The following is a 16,822-nucleotide window of genomic DNA, read 5'->3' as shown; positions in this document are numbered from 1 at the left end:
TTCGCCAGAGGTGCTGGAAGTCATTAGAGGTATTTGGCGAAAATCGAATCGACCACGCCTTCTTTGCGCAGTTGATCCAGTGCGCCTTGCAGCCGCTGGACCACGGCGTCCGGGGTGTCTTTGTTCAAGGCCAGAAACAGTTCCGCGCTATTGAAGCGCAGCACGGTTTTCAATCCCGTGATGCCTTCCTGCCGCGCCAGGTATCGCCCCGCCGGATCGCCGGTGGCCCACAGATCGAGCTGGCCGTCGACCAGCTTCCTGGCGTTGTCTTTGTCGCTGAGCACGGTGATCGGGTTCATGCCCTGACGCGCAAGTTCCACCGCAATGGCGTCGCCCTTGTAGGCGCCGATCCGGTACGCCCGTGCGGCCTCAAGCGTGCTCAACTGGATTGGGCTGTCAGCCCGCGCCAGTAAAATCCAGTCGTCAGGGCCGATGGGGCCGACCCATTTGAAGAGCTTTTCGCGCTCGGGCAATCGCGCGGTCACGAACACGCCGTAACCGGGATTTTCCAGCGCCAGCTTGTAGATGCGATCCCAGGGGAAACGCAGGGTAAGGTTGTAGCCGATACCGGCGCGCTTGAAGGTCTCGCGCACCACCTCGACGGCAATGCCCTTGATGTTGGCTTCCTGGGCGAAATTTTTGCCGTCGGTGGCCATGTTGTAAGGGGGAAAGTTTTCGGTCAGCAGGACCATTGAATGGGCTGGCGTATCGTCGGCCCGGGCGACTCCTGACAGCAATGTCAACACGCTGACCATTGCAAGAAAAACACCTTTGAACATATCCCTGGCACCTGATCCTGACGACGGCAAAAGAGTGCCGCTAACGGTTTGCAAAGTCCAGTTCGGCGGTAGGCATGGTCGTTTTCAGAGCAGGCCTACCTTTTAAGCCCAGTGTGTTAACGAACCACGATCCCCTGCTTGGCCATGAACGCCTTGGCTTCAGGCACGGTGTATTCGCCGAAGTGGAAAATGCTCGCCGCCAGCACCGCGCTGGCATGACCTTCCAGCACGCCGTCTGCCAGATGCTGCAGATTGCCAACACCACCGGAAGCGATGACCGGGATGCCGAGGGCATCGCTGATCGCCCGGGTCACACCCAAGTCGAAGCCGTTCTTCATGCCGTCCTGGTCCATGCTGGTGAGCAGGATTTCGCCAGCGCCCAGGTCTTCCATCTTCTTCGCCCACATCACCGCGTCCAGTCCGGTCGGCTTGCGACCGCCGTGGGTGAAGATTTCCCAGCGTGGGGTTTCGCCGGGCAGCGACACCTTCTTGGCATCGATGGCCACCACGATGCACTGCGAGCCGAAACGGGCAGCGGCTTCGCCGACGAACTCGGGATTGAACACTGCCGCAGTATTGATCGACACCTTGTCGGCACCGGCGTTGAGCAGGTTGCGGATATCCTGCACCGTGCGCACGCCGCCGCCCACGGTCAGCGGGATGAACACCTGACTGGCCATGCGCTCGACGGTGTGCAGCGTGGTGTCGCGGCCATCGACGCTGGCGGTGATGTCGAGGAAGGTAATTTCATCCGCACCCTGCTCGTCATAACGCCGGGCGATCTCGACCGGATCACCGGCGTCGCGGATGTTCTCGAACTTCACGCCCTTGACCACGCGGCCGTTGTCGACGTCGAGGCAAGGGATGATGCGTTTGGCGAGGGCCATGGGCCGGTTCTCCGAAAACGGTTGGGAATCTGCCCAACATCACAACATTCTGATTTGAAGCACGCTCCTACAGCGAAGCGTGCCAGTCAGCCTTTGTACGAATCACAAAACGCCTGGGCCTCAGCCACATCCAGCGTGCCTTCATAGATCGCACGGCCTGTGATTGCGCCGATGATGCCCGGCGCCTTGGCGTCGAGCAGCGCCTTGATGTCGCCCAGGTTATGAATGCCGCCCGAGGCGATCACCGGAATGCGGGTCGCGGCGGCCAGCGCGGCGGTGAACGGGACGTTGCAGCCCTGCATCATGCCGTCTTTGGCGATATCGGTATAAACGATGGCAGAGACGCCGTCGGCTTCAAAGCGCTTGGCAAGATCGATCACCTGCACGGTGCTGACCTCAGCCCAGCCGTCGGTGGCGACGAAGCCGTCTTTGGCATCCAGGCCCACGATCACTTTGCCCGGGAACGCGCGGCAGGCCTCGGCGACGAAGTCAGGGTCCTTGACCGCCTTGGTGCCGATGATCACGTAACTCACACCGGCCTTGACGTAGTGCTCGATGGTTTCCAGCGAGCGGATACCGCCACCGATCTGGATCGGCAGGTTCGGGTAGCGGCGCGCAATCGCCGTCACAACGTCGCCATTGACCGGCTGGCCTTCGAACGCGCCGTTCAGGTCCACCAGGTGCAAGCGACGGCAGCCGCCCTCGACCCATTTGGCAGCCATGCTCACCGGATCATCGGAGAACACCGTGGAATCTTCCATCCGACCCTGGCGCAGTCGTACACAGGCGCCGTCTTTAAGGTCGATCGCGGGAATAATGAGCATGCTTTTTCCTTCGTCAAAAGAGCTGCAAGTTGCAAGCTGCAAGTGGCATCTCTACTAATTCTTGCAGCTTGAGGCTTGACGCTTCTAGCTGCTCTTCTCCAACGCCCACAGGTCGCTTTCGATGCTTTCGAAACGCTCCTTGAGGTGCGTCTGAACATCGAAGATCGCCCGGTTGTAGTAATGCGGCGCGATCTCGCGGGTGAACAATTCCAGAATTTCAGCCGCTTCGAACGAACCCAGGTCCAGCTCGAAACGGTCTTCCATGAACCGCTTGATCGTGTGGCACGCCTCGCTCTCCTGCTCGGGAGTGAGGGTCAGGATCGGCGGCTTGATTTTCTTGCTCATTACCTGCGGCCGTCCCACGCCGCGAAGTTCTGCAGCAACTGCAGGCCATGGGTGTGGCTCTTCTCGGGGTGGAATTGCACGGCGAAACGCGAGCCATCGGCCAAAGCGGCGGCGAAGTCATGACCGTAGTGGCCACGACCGACGATCTGCTGCGGGTGCGGCGATTCGATGTAATAGCTGTGTACGAAATAGAACCGCGCCATGTCCGGAATGTTGGCCCACAGCGGGTGATCCACGGCCTGCGCCACTTCGTTCCAGCCCATGTGCGGGACTTTCAGGTGCTGGCCATCTTCGTGAAGATCCTTGCCGAAGAAGCGCACTTGACCGGGCAAAACGCCGATGCAATCGACGCCGCCACTCTCTTCGCTGCGCTCCATCAGCGCCTGCATGCCCACGCAGATTCCGAGAAACGGACGGTCCTGACTGACTTCACGCACCAACGTGTCGAAGCCCAGGCGACGAATTTCCGCCATGCAGTCGCGAATCGCGCCGACACCGGGAAACACGACACGGTCTGCTTCACGAATGACATCGGCATCGCTGGTGATCAGCACGCGACCGGCGCCGACGTGCTCCAGCGCCTTGGCCACCGAGTGCAGATTGCCCATGCCATAGTCGATAACGGCAACGGTCTGCATTACAGCACGCCTTTGGTCGACGGCATCTGGCCAGCCATGCGGTCGTCCAGTTCTACCGCCATGCGCAACGCACGGCCGAACGCCTTGAAGACGGTTTCGATCTGGTGGTGGGTGTTGTGGCCGCGCAGGTTGTCGATGTGCAGCGTGACGTTGGCGTGGTTGACGAAGCCCTGGAAGAACTCTTGGAACAGGTCCACATCAAAACCGCCCACGGTAGCGCGAGTGTACGGGACGTGCATTTGCAGGCCAGGCCGACCGGAGAAGTCGATGACCACGCGCGACAGCGCTTCATCCAGCGGGACGTAGGCGTGGCCGTAGCGACGGATGCCCTTTTTGTCGCCGATGGCTTTGCTGAACGCCTGACCCAGTGTGATGCCGACATCTTCCACAGTGTGGTGATCGTCGATATGCAGGTCGCCTTTGCATTCGATGTCCAGATCGATAAGCCCGTGACGGGCGATCTGGTCGAGCATGTGCTCAAGGAAAGGAACGCCGATATCGAATCGGGACTTTCCGGTGCCATCCAGGTTGATCGAGGCTTTGATCTGGGTTTCCAGGGTGTCGCGCTCGACGAACACCATACGTTCGGCCATCACCAACTCCGCAAAATCATTGGGCGAAAAGGCGGCCATTATAGGCGTGTGGCGGGGAAACAGAAACATGAAGCGAGCAATGCCGGACCGAGGGGAATGGCACTGGCGAGGATGTACATGTCTGTACAAACGGACTGTAGGAGCCGGCTTGCTGGCGAACGCGGTGCGTCAGTTCAAATGATTTGCCTGACACATCAAGGTTCGCCAGCAAGCCGGCTCCTGCAGGGTGCGGGGTCAGCCTGAAATCTTCAGGCCGATCCCGCCAGGGTTTTAGTGAAACAACACCGCAGTTTTCTGCAGGGTGATCCACACGCCCCATGCCAACGGAATGCCCACTGCCAGCCAGGCCAGAATCGCCAGTGGCTTGGTGCTCGGGTCCGCTTTCCATTCCAGCGAAGTGCTGTGGTCGGCGCCGGCATCGTGACCGATGGCTTGTTCAGCCTTCAATTGCTCGTCGGTCATGAAGTACTTGTCGGCTACCGGACGCACCAGCAGGTTGCAGATAAAGCCCAACACCAACAGACCCGCGAGGATGTACAAGGTGATGTCGTAAGCATCGGCTCGTGCAACACCGTGGCTCAACTGATACTCACGCAGGTAGTTCACCAGCACCGGGCCCAGCACGCCAGCGGCAGCCCATGCGGTCAGTAGACGACCGTGGATCGCGCCGACCATTTGCGTACCGAACAGGTCAGCCAGGTAAGCCGGAACGGTCGCGAAACCGCCGCCGTACATCGACAGCACGACGCAGAACGCCGCCACGAACAGCGCAACGCTGCCCAGGTGACCCAGGGTCGGCACCGACGCGTAGAGCAAGAAGCCCAGCGCGAAGAACACGAAGTAGGTGGCTTTACGGCCGATGTAGTCCGAGAACGATGCCCAGAAGAAACGACCGCCGATGTTGAACAGGCTCAGCAGACCGGTGAAGCCCGCCGCGATGGCCGCGATGGCCGCCAGTTGCGAAGCATCCAGCTGCCCGAACGGCTGATCGGTGCCCAGCAGCTTGCCGCCGAACACTTCCTGCAGCAGGGGTGAAGCCATGCCGAGGATGCCGATACCCGCCGAAACGTTCAGGCACAGCACCAGCCAGACCAGACGGAATTGCGGGGTTTTCCACGCAACGCTGACGTGCACGTGGCGATTGGTGATCATCGCGCTGTTGGCTTTCTTAGCCGGAGCGGTCCAGCCTTCAGGTTTCCAGCCGGTAGGCGGAACGCGATAGGAGAGTGCGCCGCCGATCATGAAGATGAAGTAAATCACCGCCATCACCGCGAAGCTCTGCCAGACACCGACGCTATCAGGCGTGGCGAAGTGGCTCATCAAAGCGGTTGCCAGCGGAGCGCCAACCATCGCGCCACCGCCGAAACCCATGATCGCCATACCGGTCGCCATGCCGCGCTTGTCCGGGAACCACTTGATCAGCGTCGAGACCGGCGAGATATAACCCAGGCCCAGACCGATACCCCCGATCACGCCCGAGCCGATCCACATCAGCCAGATCTGGTGCGTATAAACGCCCAGCGCCGAGATCAGCAGACCGCCACACCAGCACAATGCCGATACCACACCGGCCTTGCGCGGGCCTGCGTGTTCCAGCCAGCCGCCCCAGATGGCTGCGGAGCAACCCAGGAAAATGAAGAACAGGGTGTAGATCCAGCCGAGCATGGAAATCGGCCAATCACAGCTGGACGAAATGACTTGCTCGAAGAAACCCATGTCAGCCGGGCAGGCGACAGCGGTCTTGATGCCGATTGCCTTGGACAGCGGCAACCAGAACACCGAGAAGCCGTAGGCCATACCGATACACAAGTGGATTGCCAATGCAGCTGGTGGAACCAGCCAACGGTTGAAACCGCGTTTGGCGATAATGCGCTCTTTGGACAAGAACGCAGGCTGAGCGGCAGTACCGCCCAGAGCAGTGCTCGTAGTCATTTTATTGTTGCCCCCAATTTATAGTTGTATCCCGCAAGAACAGCGACATAGCCCCACCACCACTCTTAAAGCACGCAGGCCTTGGTGGTTTATCGGCAGAACATCTCTTTACGTGACAATTCGACGCAGCAAAGCTGGCGAATGGCGCGAGATTACCATTTGCGGCTTAAAAGAAAGCATTCTGCTACTACCTTTTTCGTGCCATCTGTCACTGTGCAGGGTGCCGCCCATTTGATCGGCGGCGTCTGTGGCGATCCAAAACCCGGTGCTTGCGTGAGAACGCTATACTCGCGGGCTAAATTTTGAACGACTCGACACAAGGACTCGCCCATGAAAGCGTTCGGCAAAATCCTGGGGCTCACCCTTCTCGGGCTGTTGCTGATCATCGTGGCTCTCGGCTTTGCCTTGACCCACTTTTTTGATCCCAACGACTACAAAGACGAGATTCGAAAACTGGTTCGCGATCGCGCCCATGTCGAGCTGACGCTCAATGGCGATATCGGCTGGAGCCTGTTTCCGTGGCTTGGCCTGGAGCTGCACGACGCCAGCGTCGCCACCTTGAGCGAGCCGACCAAACCCTTCGCTGACTTGCAGATGCTCGGGCTGTCCGTGCGCGTGCTGCCGCTGCTGCGCAAGGAAGTGCAGATGAGCGACGTGCGTGTCGAGGGCCTGAACCTGACGCTGACCCGCGATGAAAACGGCCATGGCAACTGGGAAGACATCGGCAAAGTGCCCGCCACCGCGGCCAATCCAGCCCAGCCGCCCGCTACGCCGTCTTCGCCCGCCGACACCGCATCCGCCAAGCCCGACAAGCAATGGCAGCCGCTCAAGCTGGACATCGACAGCCTGACCGTGAACAACGCGCGGATCGATTTCAACGATATTCCCAAGGCCCGGCAGTTCACCGCCGAGAGCATTCAGCTGAGTACCGGCCCGATCCACAACGCGACTGATATCCCGCTGAAACTGACCGCGTTCCTCAGCACCAATCAACCCGTCGTGCGCACCAAAACCGAACTGACCGGCAAGCTGCGCTTCGATCGCGCGCTCAAGCGTTATCAGCTTGATGACATGCGCTTCTCCGGCGATGTGACGGGCGATCCGCTGCAGGGCAAGACCCTGACGTTCTCGGCCCAGGGCCAGTTGTTGGCAGACATGTCTGCCAACGTCGCGGAATGGACCAATCTGAAGCTGTCCGCCAACCAGCTGCGCGCCATCGGCGAGCTGCATGTGCGTGATCTGGACAAGACCCCGCAACTCACGGGGGGCATTTCGATTGCGCAGTTCAACCTGCGCGACTTCCTCGACGGTGTCGGCCAGCATGCGCCGACCCTTGGTGACGGCAGCCTGAACAAACTGGAACTGGTCACCCGCATCGCGGCAACGCCCGGCAGCGTCTCGCTGGATGACCTCACAGTGAAACTCGACGACAGCACCATCACCGGCCGCGTCGCCGTGGAAGACTTCGCCAAACAGTCCCTTCGTCTTCAACTCAAGGCCGATACGTTCAACGCCGACCGTTATCGCATGCCAGAAGGCGAACAGGCGAAGAGCGCCGGCGCCGCTCGCAGAGCCGAAGTTCAGGGTGCCGAGGCCGAAGCCATGGTGGCGTCGGGCACCTCGCCGCTGCCGAACCAGCCGACCCAAGGGGCCTGGAGTGACGCGAAGCTGCTGCCCCTTGAGCGCCTGCGAAAACTGGACGTCGACGCCGATCTGAGCTTCGGCAAGCTGACCCTGGAGAAGCTACCGATCCAGAATGCGGCGCTGAAAACGTCGGCGCTTGATGGCGTGATCACGGTCAACAGCCTGCGCGGGGATTTGTACAACGGTAATTTCGAGGTCAAAGGCAATCTCGACGCGCGTCCCGAAGTGCCGTTGGCGAGCGTGCAGACCCGCATCGCCAAGGTGCCGGTGGAACACTTCATTCAGAGCCAGGGCACCACGCCGCCTCTGCGCGGCCTGCTCAACCTCACCAGCGACGTGACCTCCAAGGGCAACAGCGAGAAGGCGCTGGTCGAGAGCCTCAACGGTACCGCCAGTTTTGCGCTGAACGACGGCGTGCTGGTTAACGCGAACCTTGAGCAGCAGCTCTGCCGTGGCATCTCGACGCTTAACCGCAAGACCTTGAGCGGCGAGCCGCGCGGCAAGGACACGCCCTTCCAGCAGTTGAATGGCAATCTGGTGTTCCGCAATGGCGTGGCCAGCAACCCGGACCTGAAAGTCCGCACGCCGGGCCTGACCGTCAACGGCGACGGCGACATCGACCTGCGCGTCATGGGCATGAATTACCGTGTCGGCGTGATCATCGAAGGCGACAAGAGCGACATGCCGGACCCCGCCTGCGAAGTGAACCCGCGCTTTGTCGGCATCGAATGGCCGGTGCTTTGCCGTGGCCCGCTGGAGATGGGCGCCAAGGCCTGCCGTCTGGATAATGACGGCCTGGGCAAGGTCGCCGCAAAACTGGCAGGCGACCGGATTGGCGACAAGATCGATGAAAAGCTGGGGGAGAAGGTCAGTCCCGAGCTCAAGGATGCGATCAAGGGATTGTTCAAGCGTTAACCCCATTCAACAGGCGCTGCAGAACGAACTGTAGGAGCGCGCTTGCCCGCGAAGAGGCCCGTACATCCGCTGAAGTCCCAGCGGTCGGAACGCCGTCTTCGCGAGCAAGGTGGAGCGCCATCCCGGTCATTCCCACAGGGATTTCGTTTTTTGCCTGAACGCGCGGCGTCTTTCCGCGGGTAATCTCCCGCAGATCAGCATTAACCTTAACCCTCTATTTGATCACCGGAACCCTTGATGCAACCCGAGCAGTTCTCCTCCGCCGTTCTCGACTGGTACGACCGCCACGGCCGTCACGATCTTCCCTGGCAACGCGACATCACCCCGTACCGCGTGTGGGTGTCGGAAATCATGCTGCAGCAAACCCAGGTCAGCACCGTGCTTGGCTATTTCGACACGTTCATGGAAGCGCTGCCCACCGTGCAGGCTCTGGCCGACGCGCCGGAAGACGAGGTCCTGCATCTGTGGACCGGGCTGGGTTATTACACCCGCGCGCGCAACCTGCAGAAAGCCGCGAAAATCGTGGTGGCCGAGCACGGCGGTGAATTTCCGCGCGACGTGGAAAAGCTTGTCGAGCTGCCCGGTATCGGCCTCTCGACGGCAGGCGCGATTGCCAGCATCAGCATGGGCCTGCGCGCGCCGATCCTTGATGGCAACGTCAAGCGCGTACTCGCCCGCTTCACTGCCCAGGAAGGCTATCCGGGCGAGCCCAAAGTGGCGAAGCAGATGTGGGCCACAGCCGAGCGCTACACGCCGCACAGCCGGGTCAATCACTACACCCAGGCGATGATGGATCTGGGTGCCACGCTCTGCACCAGAACCAAACCCAGCTGCCTGCTCTGCCCCCTTGAGCGTGGCTGCGAAGCGCACATGCTGGGTCAGGAAACCCGCTATCCCATCCCTAAACCGCGCAAGGTCGTACCGCAAAAACTCACCTTGATGCCCATCTTCGCCAACGACGAAGGCGCGATTCTGCTGTATCGCCGCCCTTCAACCGGGCTTTGGGGCGGGCTGTGGAGCTTGCCGGAACTGGACGACTTCAACGACATGCAGCACCTGGCCAATCAGCACGCCCTCGAACTGGGCGAGCCTCAAGCCTTGCCGGGCCTGATTCACACATTCAGCCACTTTCAGCTGAGCATCGAGCCCTGGCTGGTCCGGGTCCGTGAGTCAGCTCATCACGTGGCCGAGGACGACTGGCTCTGGTATAACCTCGCCACCCCGCCGCGCCTGGGCCTTGCCGCCCCGGTGAAGAAACTGCTGAAAAACGCAGCCGACGTATTGAATGCAGGAGAGTCCTCATGACCCGCACCGTGATGTGCCGCAAATACAAAGAAGAATTGCCTGGCCTGGACCGTCCGCCGTATCCGGGCGCCAAAGGTGAAGACATCTACCACCATGTCTCGCAGAAAGCCTGGGCCGACTGGCAGAAACACCAGACCCTGCTGATCAACGAGCGTCGCTTGAACATGATGAACGCCGAAGATCGCAAATTCCTGCAGACCGAGATGGACAAATACCTGTCCGGCGAGGAATACGCCAAGGCCGACGGCTACGTTCCCCCTGCCGAATAACCCTTCGCAGACAGTGTTCGTCGTAAGCGGAGGAAATAATTCAGATTTTTTTTGACAGCGTGCTTGACGACCTCCTGAAAAACACGTTTAATGCGCCCCGTTGCCCAGATAGCTCAGTCGGTAGAGCAGGGGATTGAAAATCCCCGTGTCGGCGGTTCGATTCCGTCTCTGGGCACCACCTTTCGTTTTCAGGTGATGCCAAGCACATCTGAAAACACACAAGAAGCCCGCCTCGTGCGGGCTTTTTGCTTTCAATGGTTTCCCACCGCTCCCCTGTTAGCCCGGGTAGATGTGAATGGATTCGTGAGTTCAGCGCCGGGTATGGGTGAAGACGCCCAGGTGCTGGCCGGCGTCTCCGACAAACGCGCGTGTGTCGTCGCTCAAATCGCTCGATTGGAGATATGGGAGCAGATCGCCGGGCTATCGATCATGCTTGTTTTTCTTGTGCCCATGCCGCTTGCCGTGAGATCGATTGTCGCCGCCGTCATCTGCCAAGTTGCTACCCACTGCGCCTCCGGCAGCGCCGCCTAAGCCGGCACCTATGGTTGACCCTGTTGAGCCACCCAACTGGTTACCAATGACAGACCCACCCGCTGATCCCAGCCCCCCGCCGATAGCCGCTTCGGTCTTGCTTCCTTTTTTGGCGCCTAAAGCTCCGCCAGCGGCTCCGCCTACCCCAGCACCAACCGCGGCGCCGGTGCTTCCGCCCATTTGCTGTCCAATGACATTCCCGAGCGCGCCGCCAATGCCTCCGCCCACTGCAGACGTTCCATCCCCAGCCGCCAGCGCGCATTGAGCGCCAAGCATTCCTAAAAGCAGTACCGGTACAGTTATTCGCATGGATTCAATCTCAAGTGGGTGAAGTAGTCCCTCGGAGAAGCATCGAGCAGGACTAAAACGGCGGTGCTGGACTGGGCTAGGGGAGATTCAACTCAGAGTATGTCCAACGGGATGCTCATACCCACACATCGGCTGCCGTGGATAAATCTTGATAGGGTAGACCTCCTGGCGGGTGGCCAGCGCCGGGATGGACAGGCAAAAAGATTAAACATAAACACCGAAAAACCCCTGCATCGAAAGATTCAGGGGTTTTTTATTGGGCGCGATTTATTAACATCGTTGACCCGAGCCGACCAAGGAGCCCGTCATGGCATCTGTCAGCAAGCAACAGAAACGCGCCAAGCGCGCCAAGACCAAAGCCAAGGCGCAGCGAGTCGCTCGCCAGCACCCGCAGACCCACGATCCGATCGTCCCGGATTACTTCATGCCTGATTTCTTCTCGGACGACGAAGCAGCGCTGTTGGACGACGATACCCTGCTAAAGAATTTCGTAGAGCCCGACATCCTCGAGAACATGGACGAAGAAGAGCGGGAGGCGATGGCGGCGGTGATCAGGGGCGAGGACATCGGAATGTCGCTCACTGAAGACGAAATGCTGTTATTGGAGGTTTACCAGACCCCGGCGCCAGAGCCGTCTCAGGCGCAACGCCTCGCGCATTACGAAGCGCTCAAGCTTGCCGAGCAGCAAGGATTCCTGGATTTGCTCGATGCCTTCGCCAGAGGTCCGATAGCCGCCCACGCTTTCTACAACATCGACTTCGACGACTATCTTGATGTTCTTGTGAACACGCTCGGCGCCTACTTGATGTGGGCCCACGGACTGGACGAGGCGACCGTTCGGGCGCGCATCCACGACGATGATTTCTATGAGGCCTTCCGCGCCATTCTCGGCGAGATCGAAATGGAATCCACGATGGAGATGCTGGAGCTCGACCGCAACAATCACGACGAACCAGCGCAAGACTGAATACAATACGCGCCCGATGATCCTGGGCCATGCGAATGGCTGCACCGCACAAGGAACCGCCGTCATGGCCTCCCCCGACAAACAGCAAAAACGCGCCCAGCGTGCAAAGGCCAAGGCCAAGCAGAACCGTTCAGGCAAAGCCAGGCCGAGCGTCATTCACCCGGTGCTCAACCATGCCTTCGTCAACGAGCCCTTCGACGACGTCGAAATCGACCTGAGCACGTTCGATTTCAAAGACATCGAAGAGAACGGTTTCGACCCGGCGGACTTCGACGACCTGTTCGAAGCAATGAAGCAGGCCGAATCGATAAGCCTGCTGGCGCTGTGCGTGGTCTTCCTGCAGTACCCGGTGCTGGAGCTGGTGATTGCCGAAGAAGACGAAGAGCCGGCGACCGACTTCATGATGGGCCTGCTAATCACCTACCGCGGGCTCTTCCATGAAGAAGACGAAGACTCGGCCGTTGAATGGATTGGCAGCGACGCCTTCCAGACCGCCTACAACGAAGCGTCGGTGATCCTGCAGAAAAAGAACGCGCACGGCGCAGGCGGGCGTTCTTAAAACGTTTTTTGATTTACATGACCCCCGTCAAAACGGTAGCTTTGCGCCATTACGAGAATGCAACTCCTTCTCAACTAAAGGCTGGCCGTTTTGACACTCCCGAACACTCCTCTGCCTGAACCCGCTTCAGGCGGAACGAGCGCTTACTCCCGAACCCGAATCTTCCTGCATTGGCTGTCTGCGGCCGTCATCCTGTGGGCGACGTTCAGCGGCTTCGGCGTGGCATTGCTGGATGAGAGCGACCCTTTCCGGCAATGGGTCGAGTCGTTCAACCCGCAGCTGACCAGCCTGTTTATTCCGTTCTTTGTCTGGCGTTTGTGGCTCGCGGTCAAGGCGCCCTCACCTTCCACCGCTAAAAACGTTCAGGCGCGACTGGCAAGCGCTGCGCACAAGGCGATCTATGGGGCGGTGGCGGGCGTATTGATTACCGGCGTGCTGATGATGAGCCATCCGGTCATGCTGCTGGCGCTGGTGCCGCTGCCACAGCTCATCCACTCGAAAATCGCGCTGCTGGAGCTGCATCAGGTGCATCACGTTCTGTGTGCGGCGTTGGCAGGTTTGGTGGCGCTGCACCTGGCGGCGGTGGTATTGCACCAAGTGCGGGGGAAATCGGTGTTAGGGAGAATGCGCGGAACACTGTAGCAGCGCGCTTGTCCGCGATGACTTATCCAAATTCAATAGAGAGGGGCCTGCGAGGCCACAATCGCGAGCATCCCCCCGCTCCTCAGGACCGAATCATCGACGTAAAAAAAACCGCCATCATCCCTGATAGCGGCTTCTCGACAGCGGTCGGTCACAACCGACTCACTCCCCCATCAATTCAACACAACCTTCCCTGCCTTCCCCGCCTTGCGACGGCTCGAAACGATCAAACCGGCCGCCACGACCAGGACGCTCAACAGCCCGGTGGCGATGATTTCCATGCGGTGGCCTTCCTGGAACAACATGATGGTCAGCACGGCGACGATGAACACGATCACCGCCCAGGTCAGACCAGGGAACAGCCACATGCGGAAGTCGATGGCCTGGCCTGCTGCTTCACGCTTGCGGCGCATACGCAGTTGGGACACGGCGATCACCAGATACACCAGCAGCGCGATGGCGCCGGAGCTTGCCAGCAGGAAGTCGAACACCGCGGCGGGTGCGACGTAGTTGGCGAACACAGCGGCAAACGCGGCACCGGTCGACAGCAGCACCGCCCAGTAAGGCGTGCCCGCTTTGGTGGTGCGCTGGGAAACAGCAGGCGCGTCGCCACGTTTGCCGAGGGAAAAAAGCATGCGTGAAGCCGTGTACAGCGCCGAGTTCAGGCAGCTGGTCACTGCGACCAGCACGACGATGTCGACGATCAGCTTGGCGTTCGGAATGCCCATCAGATCGAGCACGGTCTGGTACGAACCCACTTCGGCCAGACGGCTGTCGTTCCACGGCACCAGCGCGACGACAAGGAAGATCGAGAGCAGGTAGAACAGGCAGATCCGCCAAATCACCGAGTTAGTGGCCTTGGTGATTTGCTCGCCAGGATTCTTCGATTCAGCTGCCGCGATGGTGACGATCTCAGTTCCCATGAACGAGAACATGGTGGTCAGCATCGCCGCCAGCACCGCGCCCATGCCGTTAGGCAGGAAACCCTGCGTGTCGTACAAGTGGCTGACGCCGCTGACCTGGCTGTTCGGCAGCAGACCAAACACCGCCGCAATGCCCAGCAGCACAAAGCCAATGATCGCGATGACCTTGATCAGGGCGAACCAGAACTCGAACTCTCCGTAGTTCTTCACGCTGAACAGGTTGGTCGCGGTGAGCAGCAGCGTGATCACCAGCGTGAACGCCCAGATCGCGACGTTCGGGAACCACGCATGCAGAATCGTTGCTGCAGCGTTGGCTTCCAGCGGAATGACCAACACCCAGAACCACCAGTACAACCAGCCGATGGTGAAGCCGGCCCAGTGCCCGATCGCACGGTCGGCGTAGGTCGAGAAAGAACCGGTGTCCGGCGAAGCGACGGCCATCTCCGCCAGCATGCGCATCACCAACACCACCAGCGTACCCGCGGCGCCGTAGGCCAGAAGCACGGCCGGCCCCGCTTCGGCAATCGCGTGGCCGGAACCGACGAAGAGGCCGGCGCCGATGACGCCGGCAATCGAGAGCATGGTGATGTGACGCGGCTTGAGCCCTTGTTCAAGGTTTGAAGCGTTGGGTGTACTGCTCATGGAACCAACCTTAGAAGGATTTTTGTACGGATCAGGACGTCTGGCGGCTCTTCGTAAAGAGAACACAACAGCTCTGTTATTTATTTTTTACGCAAGAATTACGCCAGAATGTTTCAGATACGACGTCGCAGCGGGATACGGCCGTTCCAGACGATTTCCGCAAGTCCATGAATGCAATAGCAATTCGCCAGTCATGTAGGAAACGTTACCTAGCGCAACAGGAGGGAGACGATTAGCCGCACCGAAAATACACACTTCAGACGAAATGGCACCAAATAAGCGCATAAGGACGGCCGCCGATCGCGCCCATGGCCGAAACACCCTTCCCCACGGCGGTTAAAGCTGGCACCATCGCGCCCTTTTTGCGCAACGGCGTTCCGAGCCGGCGCTCATCAAGCTCATCTACATAAGCCGTCGCGCAGTGCGCCTGTTGCGACCGCCAGGCGTCATCCCACTGACCGACCCGATGAGCCCACCGAACACACGAGGACTGAACATGGCCGTGGCCACGCCCGCCCTGGAAATCCGCAATCTGCACAAGCGCTATGGCGAACTCGACGTGCTCAAGGGCATTTCGCTGAGTGCCCGCGATGGCGATGTGATCTCGATTCTGGGTTCCTCCGGCTCAGGCAAGTCGACGCTGCTGCGCTGCATCAATTTGCTGGAGAACCCGCATCAGGGTGAGATTCTCGTTGCCGGCGAAGCACTCAAGCTCAAAGCCACCCGCAAGGGTGAACTGATCGCCGCCGACAACCGTCAGATCAACCGCCTGCGCAGCGAGATCGGCTTTGTCTTCCAGAATTTCAATCTCTGGCCGCACATGACCGTCCTCGATAACATCACCGAGGCGCCGCGCCGCGTACTGGGGCAGAGCAAGGCCGAAGCCATCGAAGTTGCCGAAGCATTGCTGGCCAAGGTGGGGATCGCCGACAAGCGTCATGCGTATCCCGCACAATTGTCGGGCGGTCAGCAGCAACGTGCCGCCATTGCGCGCACGCTGGCGATGCAGCCCAAGGTGATTCTGTTCGATGAGCCTACTTCTGCGCTCGATCCGGAAATGGTGCAAGAAGTGCTTAGTGTTATTCGCGGCCTGGCCGAAGAAGGCCGGACCATGCTGATGGTGACCCACGAAATGAATTTCGCCCGCCAGGTGTCCAGCGAAGTGATCTTCCTGCACCAAGGGCTGATAGAAGAACAAGGATCGCCAGACCAGGTCTTCGATGACCCACGGTCGGCGCGCTGCAAACAATTCATGTCCAGCAATCGCTAACGGAGCAACATCGATGCAGACCCTGAGAAACATTCTGTTGGCCGCTGCCGCCACCCTGGCCATGGCCTCCAGCGCTTTTGCTGCCGACACCCTGAAAATGGGCATCGAGGGCGCCTACCCGCCGTTCAACAACAAGGACGCCAGCGGTCAGGTGGTGGGCTTTGACGTGGAGATCGGCAATGCCCTGTGCGCCAAGATGAAAGTGACCTGTGAAACCGTCACCTCCGATTGGGACGGCATCATTCCGGCGCTCAACGCGCAGAAGTTCGACTTCCTGATCTCGTCGATGTCGATCACCGAAGAACGCAAGCAGGCCGTGGATTTCACCATTCCGTACTACTCCAACAAGCTGCAGTTCGTCGCGCCGAAGACGACCAACCTCAGCGGCGACCTGGCCGCCATCAAGGAAACGTTGAAGGGCAAGACCATCGGCGCCCAACGCGCGACACTTTCTGGCTCGTGGCTGGAAGACAACTGGGGCGACGATGTGACCGTCAAGCTGTACGACTCCCAGGAAAACGCCTTCCTCGACCTGGCTTCGGGCCGCCTCGACGCACTGCTCGGCGACAAATACGCCAGCTACGAGTGGCTCAAAGGCAAGGAAGGTCAGAGCTTCGAGTTCAAGGGTGACGCCCTCCCGGTTGACGACAAGATCGGCATCGCAGTGCGCAAAGACGACACGACCCTGCGCGACAAGCTCAACGAAGCCCTGAAAGAAATCATCGCCGACGGCACCTACAAGAAGATCAACGACAAGTACTTCCCGTTCAGCATCCTCTGACCTGCCTGACCATCGCCGCCGTTTGCCCGCGCAGACGGCGGCGTCTGCCCTCTAGACAAACAACGCC

At 59.9% G+C, this 16,822-nt stretch carries 17 protein-coding genes and 1 tRNA gene; 9 read left to right on the top strand and 9 right to left on the bottom strand.

Features of this window, described 5'->3' with window-relative positions; genetic code table 11:
• Positions 1-23: 23 nt before the first annotated feature.
• The 7 genes from ACQKEN_RS01460 to ACQKEN_RS01430 form a co-directional block, all read right to left on the bottom strand.
• Positions 24-779, bottom strand: a complete 756-nt coding sequence (locus ACQKEN_RS01460; RefSeq protein WP_427683132.1) for a substrate-binding periplasmic protein — start codon at positions 777-779, stop codon at positions 24-26.
• Between the two features lie 116 nt (positions 780-895).
• Positions 896-1,666 (bottom strand): imidazole glycerol phosphate synthase subunit HisF, encoded by a 771-nt coding sequence (hisF, locus tag ACQKEN_RS01455; RefSeq protein WP_427683130.1) that lies wholly within the window; start codon positions 1,664-1,666, stop codon positions 896-898.
• A gap of 86 nt (positions 1,667-1,752) precedes the next feature.
• Positions 1,753-2,490: a 1-(5-phosphoribosyl)-5-[(5-phosphoribosylamino)methylideneamino]imidazole-4-carboxamide isomerase gene (hisA, locus tag ACQKEN_RS01450; RefSeq protein ID WP_427683128.1), complete on the bottom strand. Its 738-nt coding sequence runs from the start codon at positions 2,488-2,490 to the stop codon at positions 1,753-1,755.
• An 84-nt stretch (positions 2,491-2,574) separates the two neighbouring features.
• Positions 2,575-2,835, bottom strand: a complete 261-nt coding sequence (locus ACQKEN_RS01445; protein WP_427683127.1) for a DUF2164 domain-containing protein — start codon at positions 2,833-2,835, stop codon at positions 2,575-2,577.
• Positions 2,835-3,473 (bottom strand): imidazole glycerol phosphate synthase subunit HisH, encoded by a 639-nt coding sequence (gene hisH / locus ACQKEN_RS01440; protein WP_427683125.1) that lies wholly within the window; start codon positions 3,471-3,473, stop codon positions 2,835-2,837. Before hisH ends, ACQKEN_RS01445 begins: the two co-directional genes overlap by 1 nt.
• Positions 3,473-4,066, bottom strand: a complete 594-nt coding sequence (hisB, locus tag ACQKEN_RS01435; RefSeq protein WP_065987388.1) for an imidazoleglycerol-phosphate dehydratase HisB — start codon at positions 4,064-4,066, stop codon at positions 3,473-3,475. Before hisB ends, hisH begins: the two co-directional genes overlap by 1 nt.
• A 270-nt stretch (positions 4,067-4,336) precedes the next feature.
• A complete protein-coding gene (locus ACQKEN_RS01430; protein WP_122534021.1) occupies positions 4,337-5,998 on the bottom strand; it encodes an OFA family MFS transporter in 1,662 nt (553 codons plus the stop codon).
• A gap of 330 nt (positions 5,999-6,328) precedes the next feature.
• Between ACQKEN_RS01430 and ACQKEN_RS01425 the strand changes: the two genes are divergently transcribed.
• From ACQKEN_RS01425 to ACQKEN_RS01410, 4 genes are all read left to right on the top strand, one after another.
• Positions 6,329-8,557, top strand: a complete 2,229-nt coding sequence (locus tag ACQKEN_RS01425; protein WP_427683123.1) for an AsmA family protein — start codon at positions 6,329-6,331, stop codon at positions 8,555-8,557.
• 237 nt (positions 8,558-8,794) lie between these two features.
• On the top strand, positions 8,795-9,862 hold the full coding sequence (mutY, locus tag ACQKEN_RS01420; protein ID WP_427683122.1) for an A/G-specific adenine glycosylase: 1,068 nt from the start codon (positions 8,795-8,797) through the stop codon (positions 9,860-9,862).
• A complete protein-coding gene (locus ACQKEN_RS01415; RefSeq protein WP_427683120.1) occupies positions 9,859-10,131 on the top strand; it encodes an oxidative damage protection protein in 273 nt (90 codons plus the stop codon). The genes mutY and ACQKEN_RS01415 overlap by 4 nt, the downstream gene beginning before the upstream one ends.
• Before the next feature lie 102 nt (positions 10,132-10,233).
• Positions 10,234-10,309: transfer RNA gene (locus ACQKEN_RS01410), tRNA-Phe, on the top strand.
• A 242-nt stretch (positions 10,310-10,551) separates the two neighbouring features.
• Here the strand turns inward: ACQKEN_RS01410 and ACQKEN_RS01405 are convergent.
• Positions 10,552-10,971, bottom strand: coding sequence for a glycine zipper domain-containing protein (locus tag ACQKEN_RS01405; protein ID WP_427683118.1), 420 nt, complete (start codon positions 10,969-10,971; stop codon positions 10,552-10,554).
• Between the two features lie 307 nt (positions 10,972-11,278).
• Here ACQKEN_RS01405 and ACQKEN_RS01400 point away from each other — a divergent pair, with 307 nt between their 5' ends.
• From ACQKEN_RS01400 to ACQKEN_RS01390, 3 genes are all read left to right on the top strand, one after another.
• The gene (locus tag ACQKEN_RS01400) at positions 11,279-11,938 is read left to right on the top strand and encodes a hypothetical protein (RefSeq protein ID WP_427683117.1); all 660 of its coding nucleotides are present in this window, start codon (positions 11,279-11,281) and stop codon (positions 11,936-11,938) included.
• A 64-nt stretch (positions 11,939-12,002) separates the two neighbouring features.
• Entirely contained in the window at positions 12,003-12,497 is a 495-nt protein-coding gene (locus ACQKEN_RS01395) for a hypothetical protein (RefSeq protein ID WP_427683116.1), read from the top strand.
• 90 nt (positions 12,498-12,587) lie between these two features.
• Positions 12,588-13,139: a cytochrome b gene (locus ACQKEN_RS01390; RefSeq protein WP_427683114.1), complete on the top strand. Its 552-nt coding sequence runs from the start codon at positions 12,588-12,590 to the stop codon at positions 13,137-13,139.
• 173 nt (positions 13,140-13,312) lie between these two features.
• On the opposite strand, the gene gabP is transcribed toward ACQKEN_RS01390, so the two are convergent.
• Positions 13,313-14,704, bottom strand: a complete 1,392-nt coding sequence (gabP, locus tag ACQKEN_RS01385; protein WP_427683112.1) for a GABA permease — start codon at positions 14,702-14,704, stop codon at positions 13,313-13,315.
• A 496-nt stretch (positions 14,705-15,200) separates the two neighbouring features.
• Between gabP and ACQKEN_RS01380 the strand changes: the two genes are divergently transcribed.
• Together ACQKEN_RS01380 and ACQKEN_RS01375 are read left to right on the top strand one after the other, a co-directional pair.
• Positions 15,201-15,974, top strand: coding sequence for an ABC transporter ATP-binding protein (locus ACQKEN_RS01380; protein WP_427683110.1), 774 nt, complete (start codon positions 15,201-15,203; stop codon positions 15,972-15,974).
• 13 nt (positions 15,975-15,987) lie between these two features.
• A complete protein-coding gene (locus ACQKEN_RS01375; protein WP_427683108.1) occupies positions 15,988-16,755 on the top strand; it encodes an ABC transporter substrate-binding protein in 768 nt (255 codons plus the stop codon).
• The last annotated feature ends 67 nt before the right edge of the window (positions 16,756-16,822 follow it).

Origin of the sequence: Pseudomonas sp. NPDC078416, from assembly GCF_050268485.1 — a bacterium.
Classification (GTDB): Bacteria; Pseudomonadota; Gammaproteobacteria; order Pseudomonadales; family Pseudomonadaceae; genus Aquipseudomonas.
This window is presented reverse-complemented; position numbering and strand designations above follow the sequence as displayed.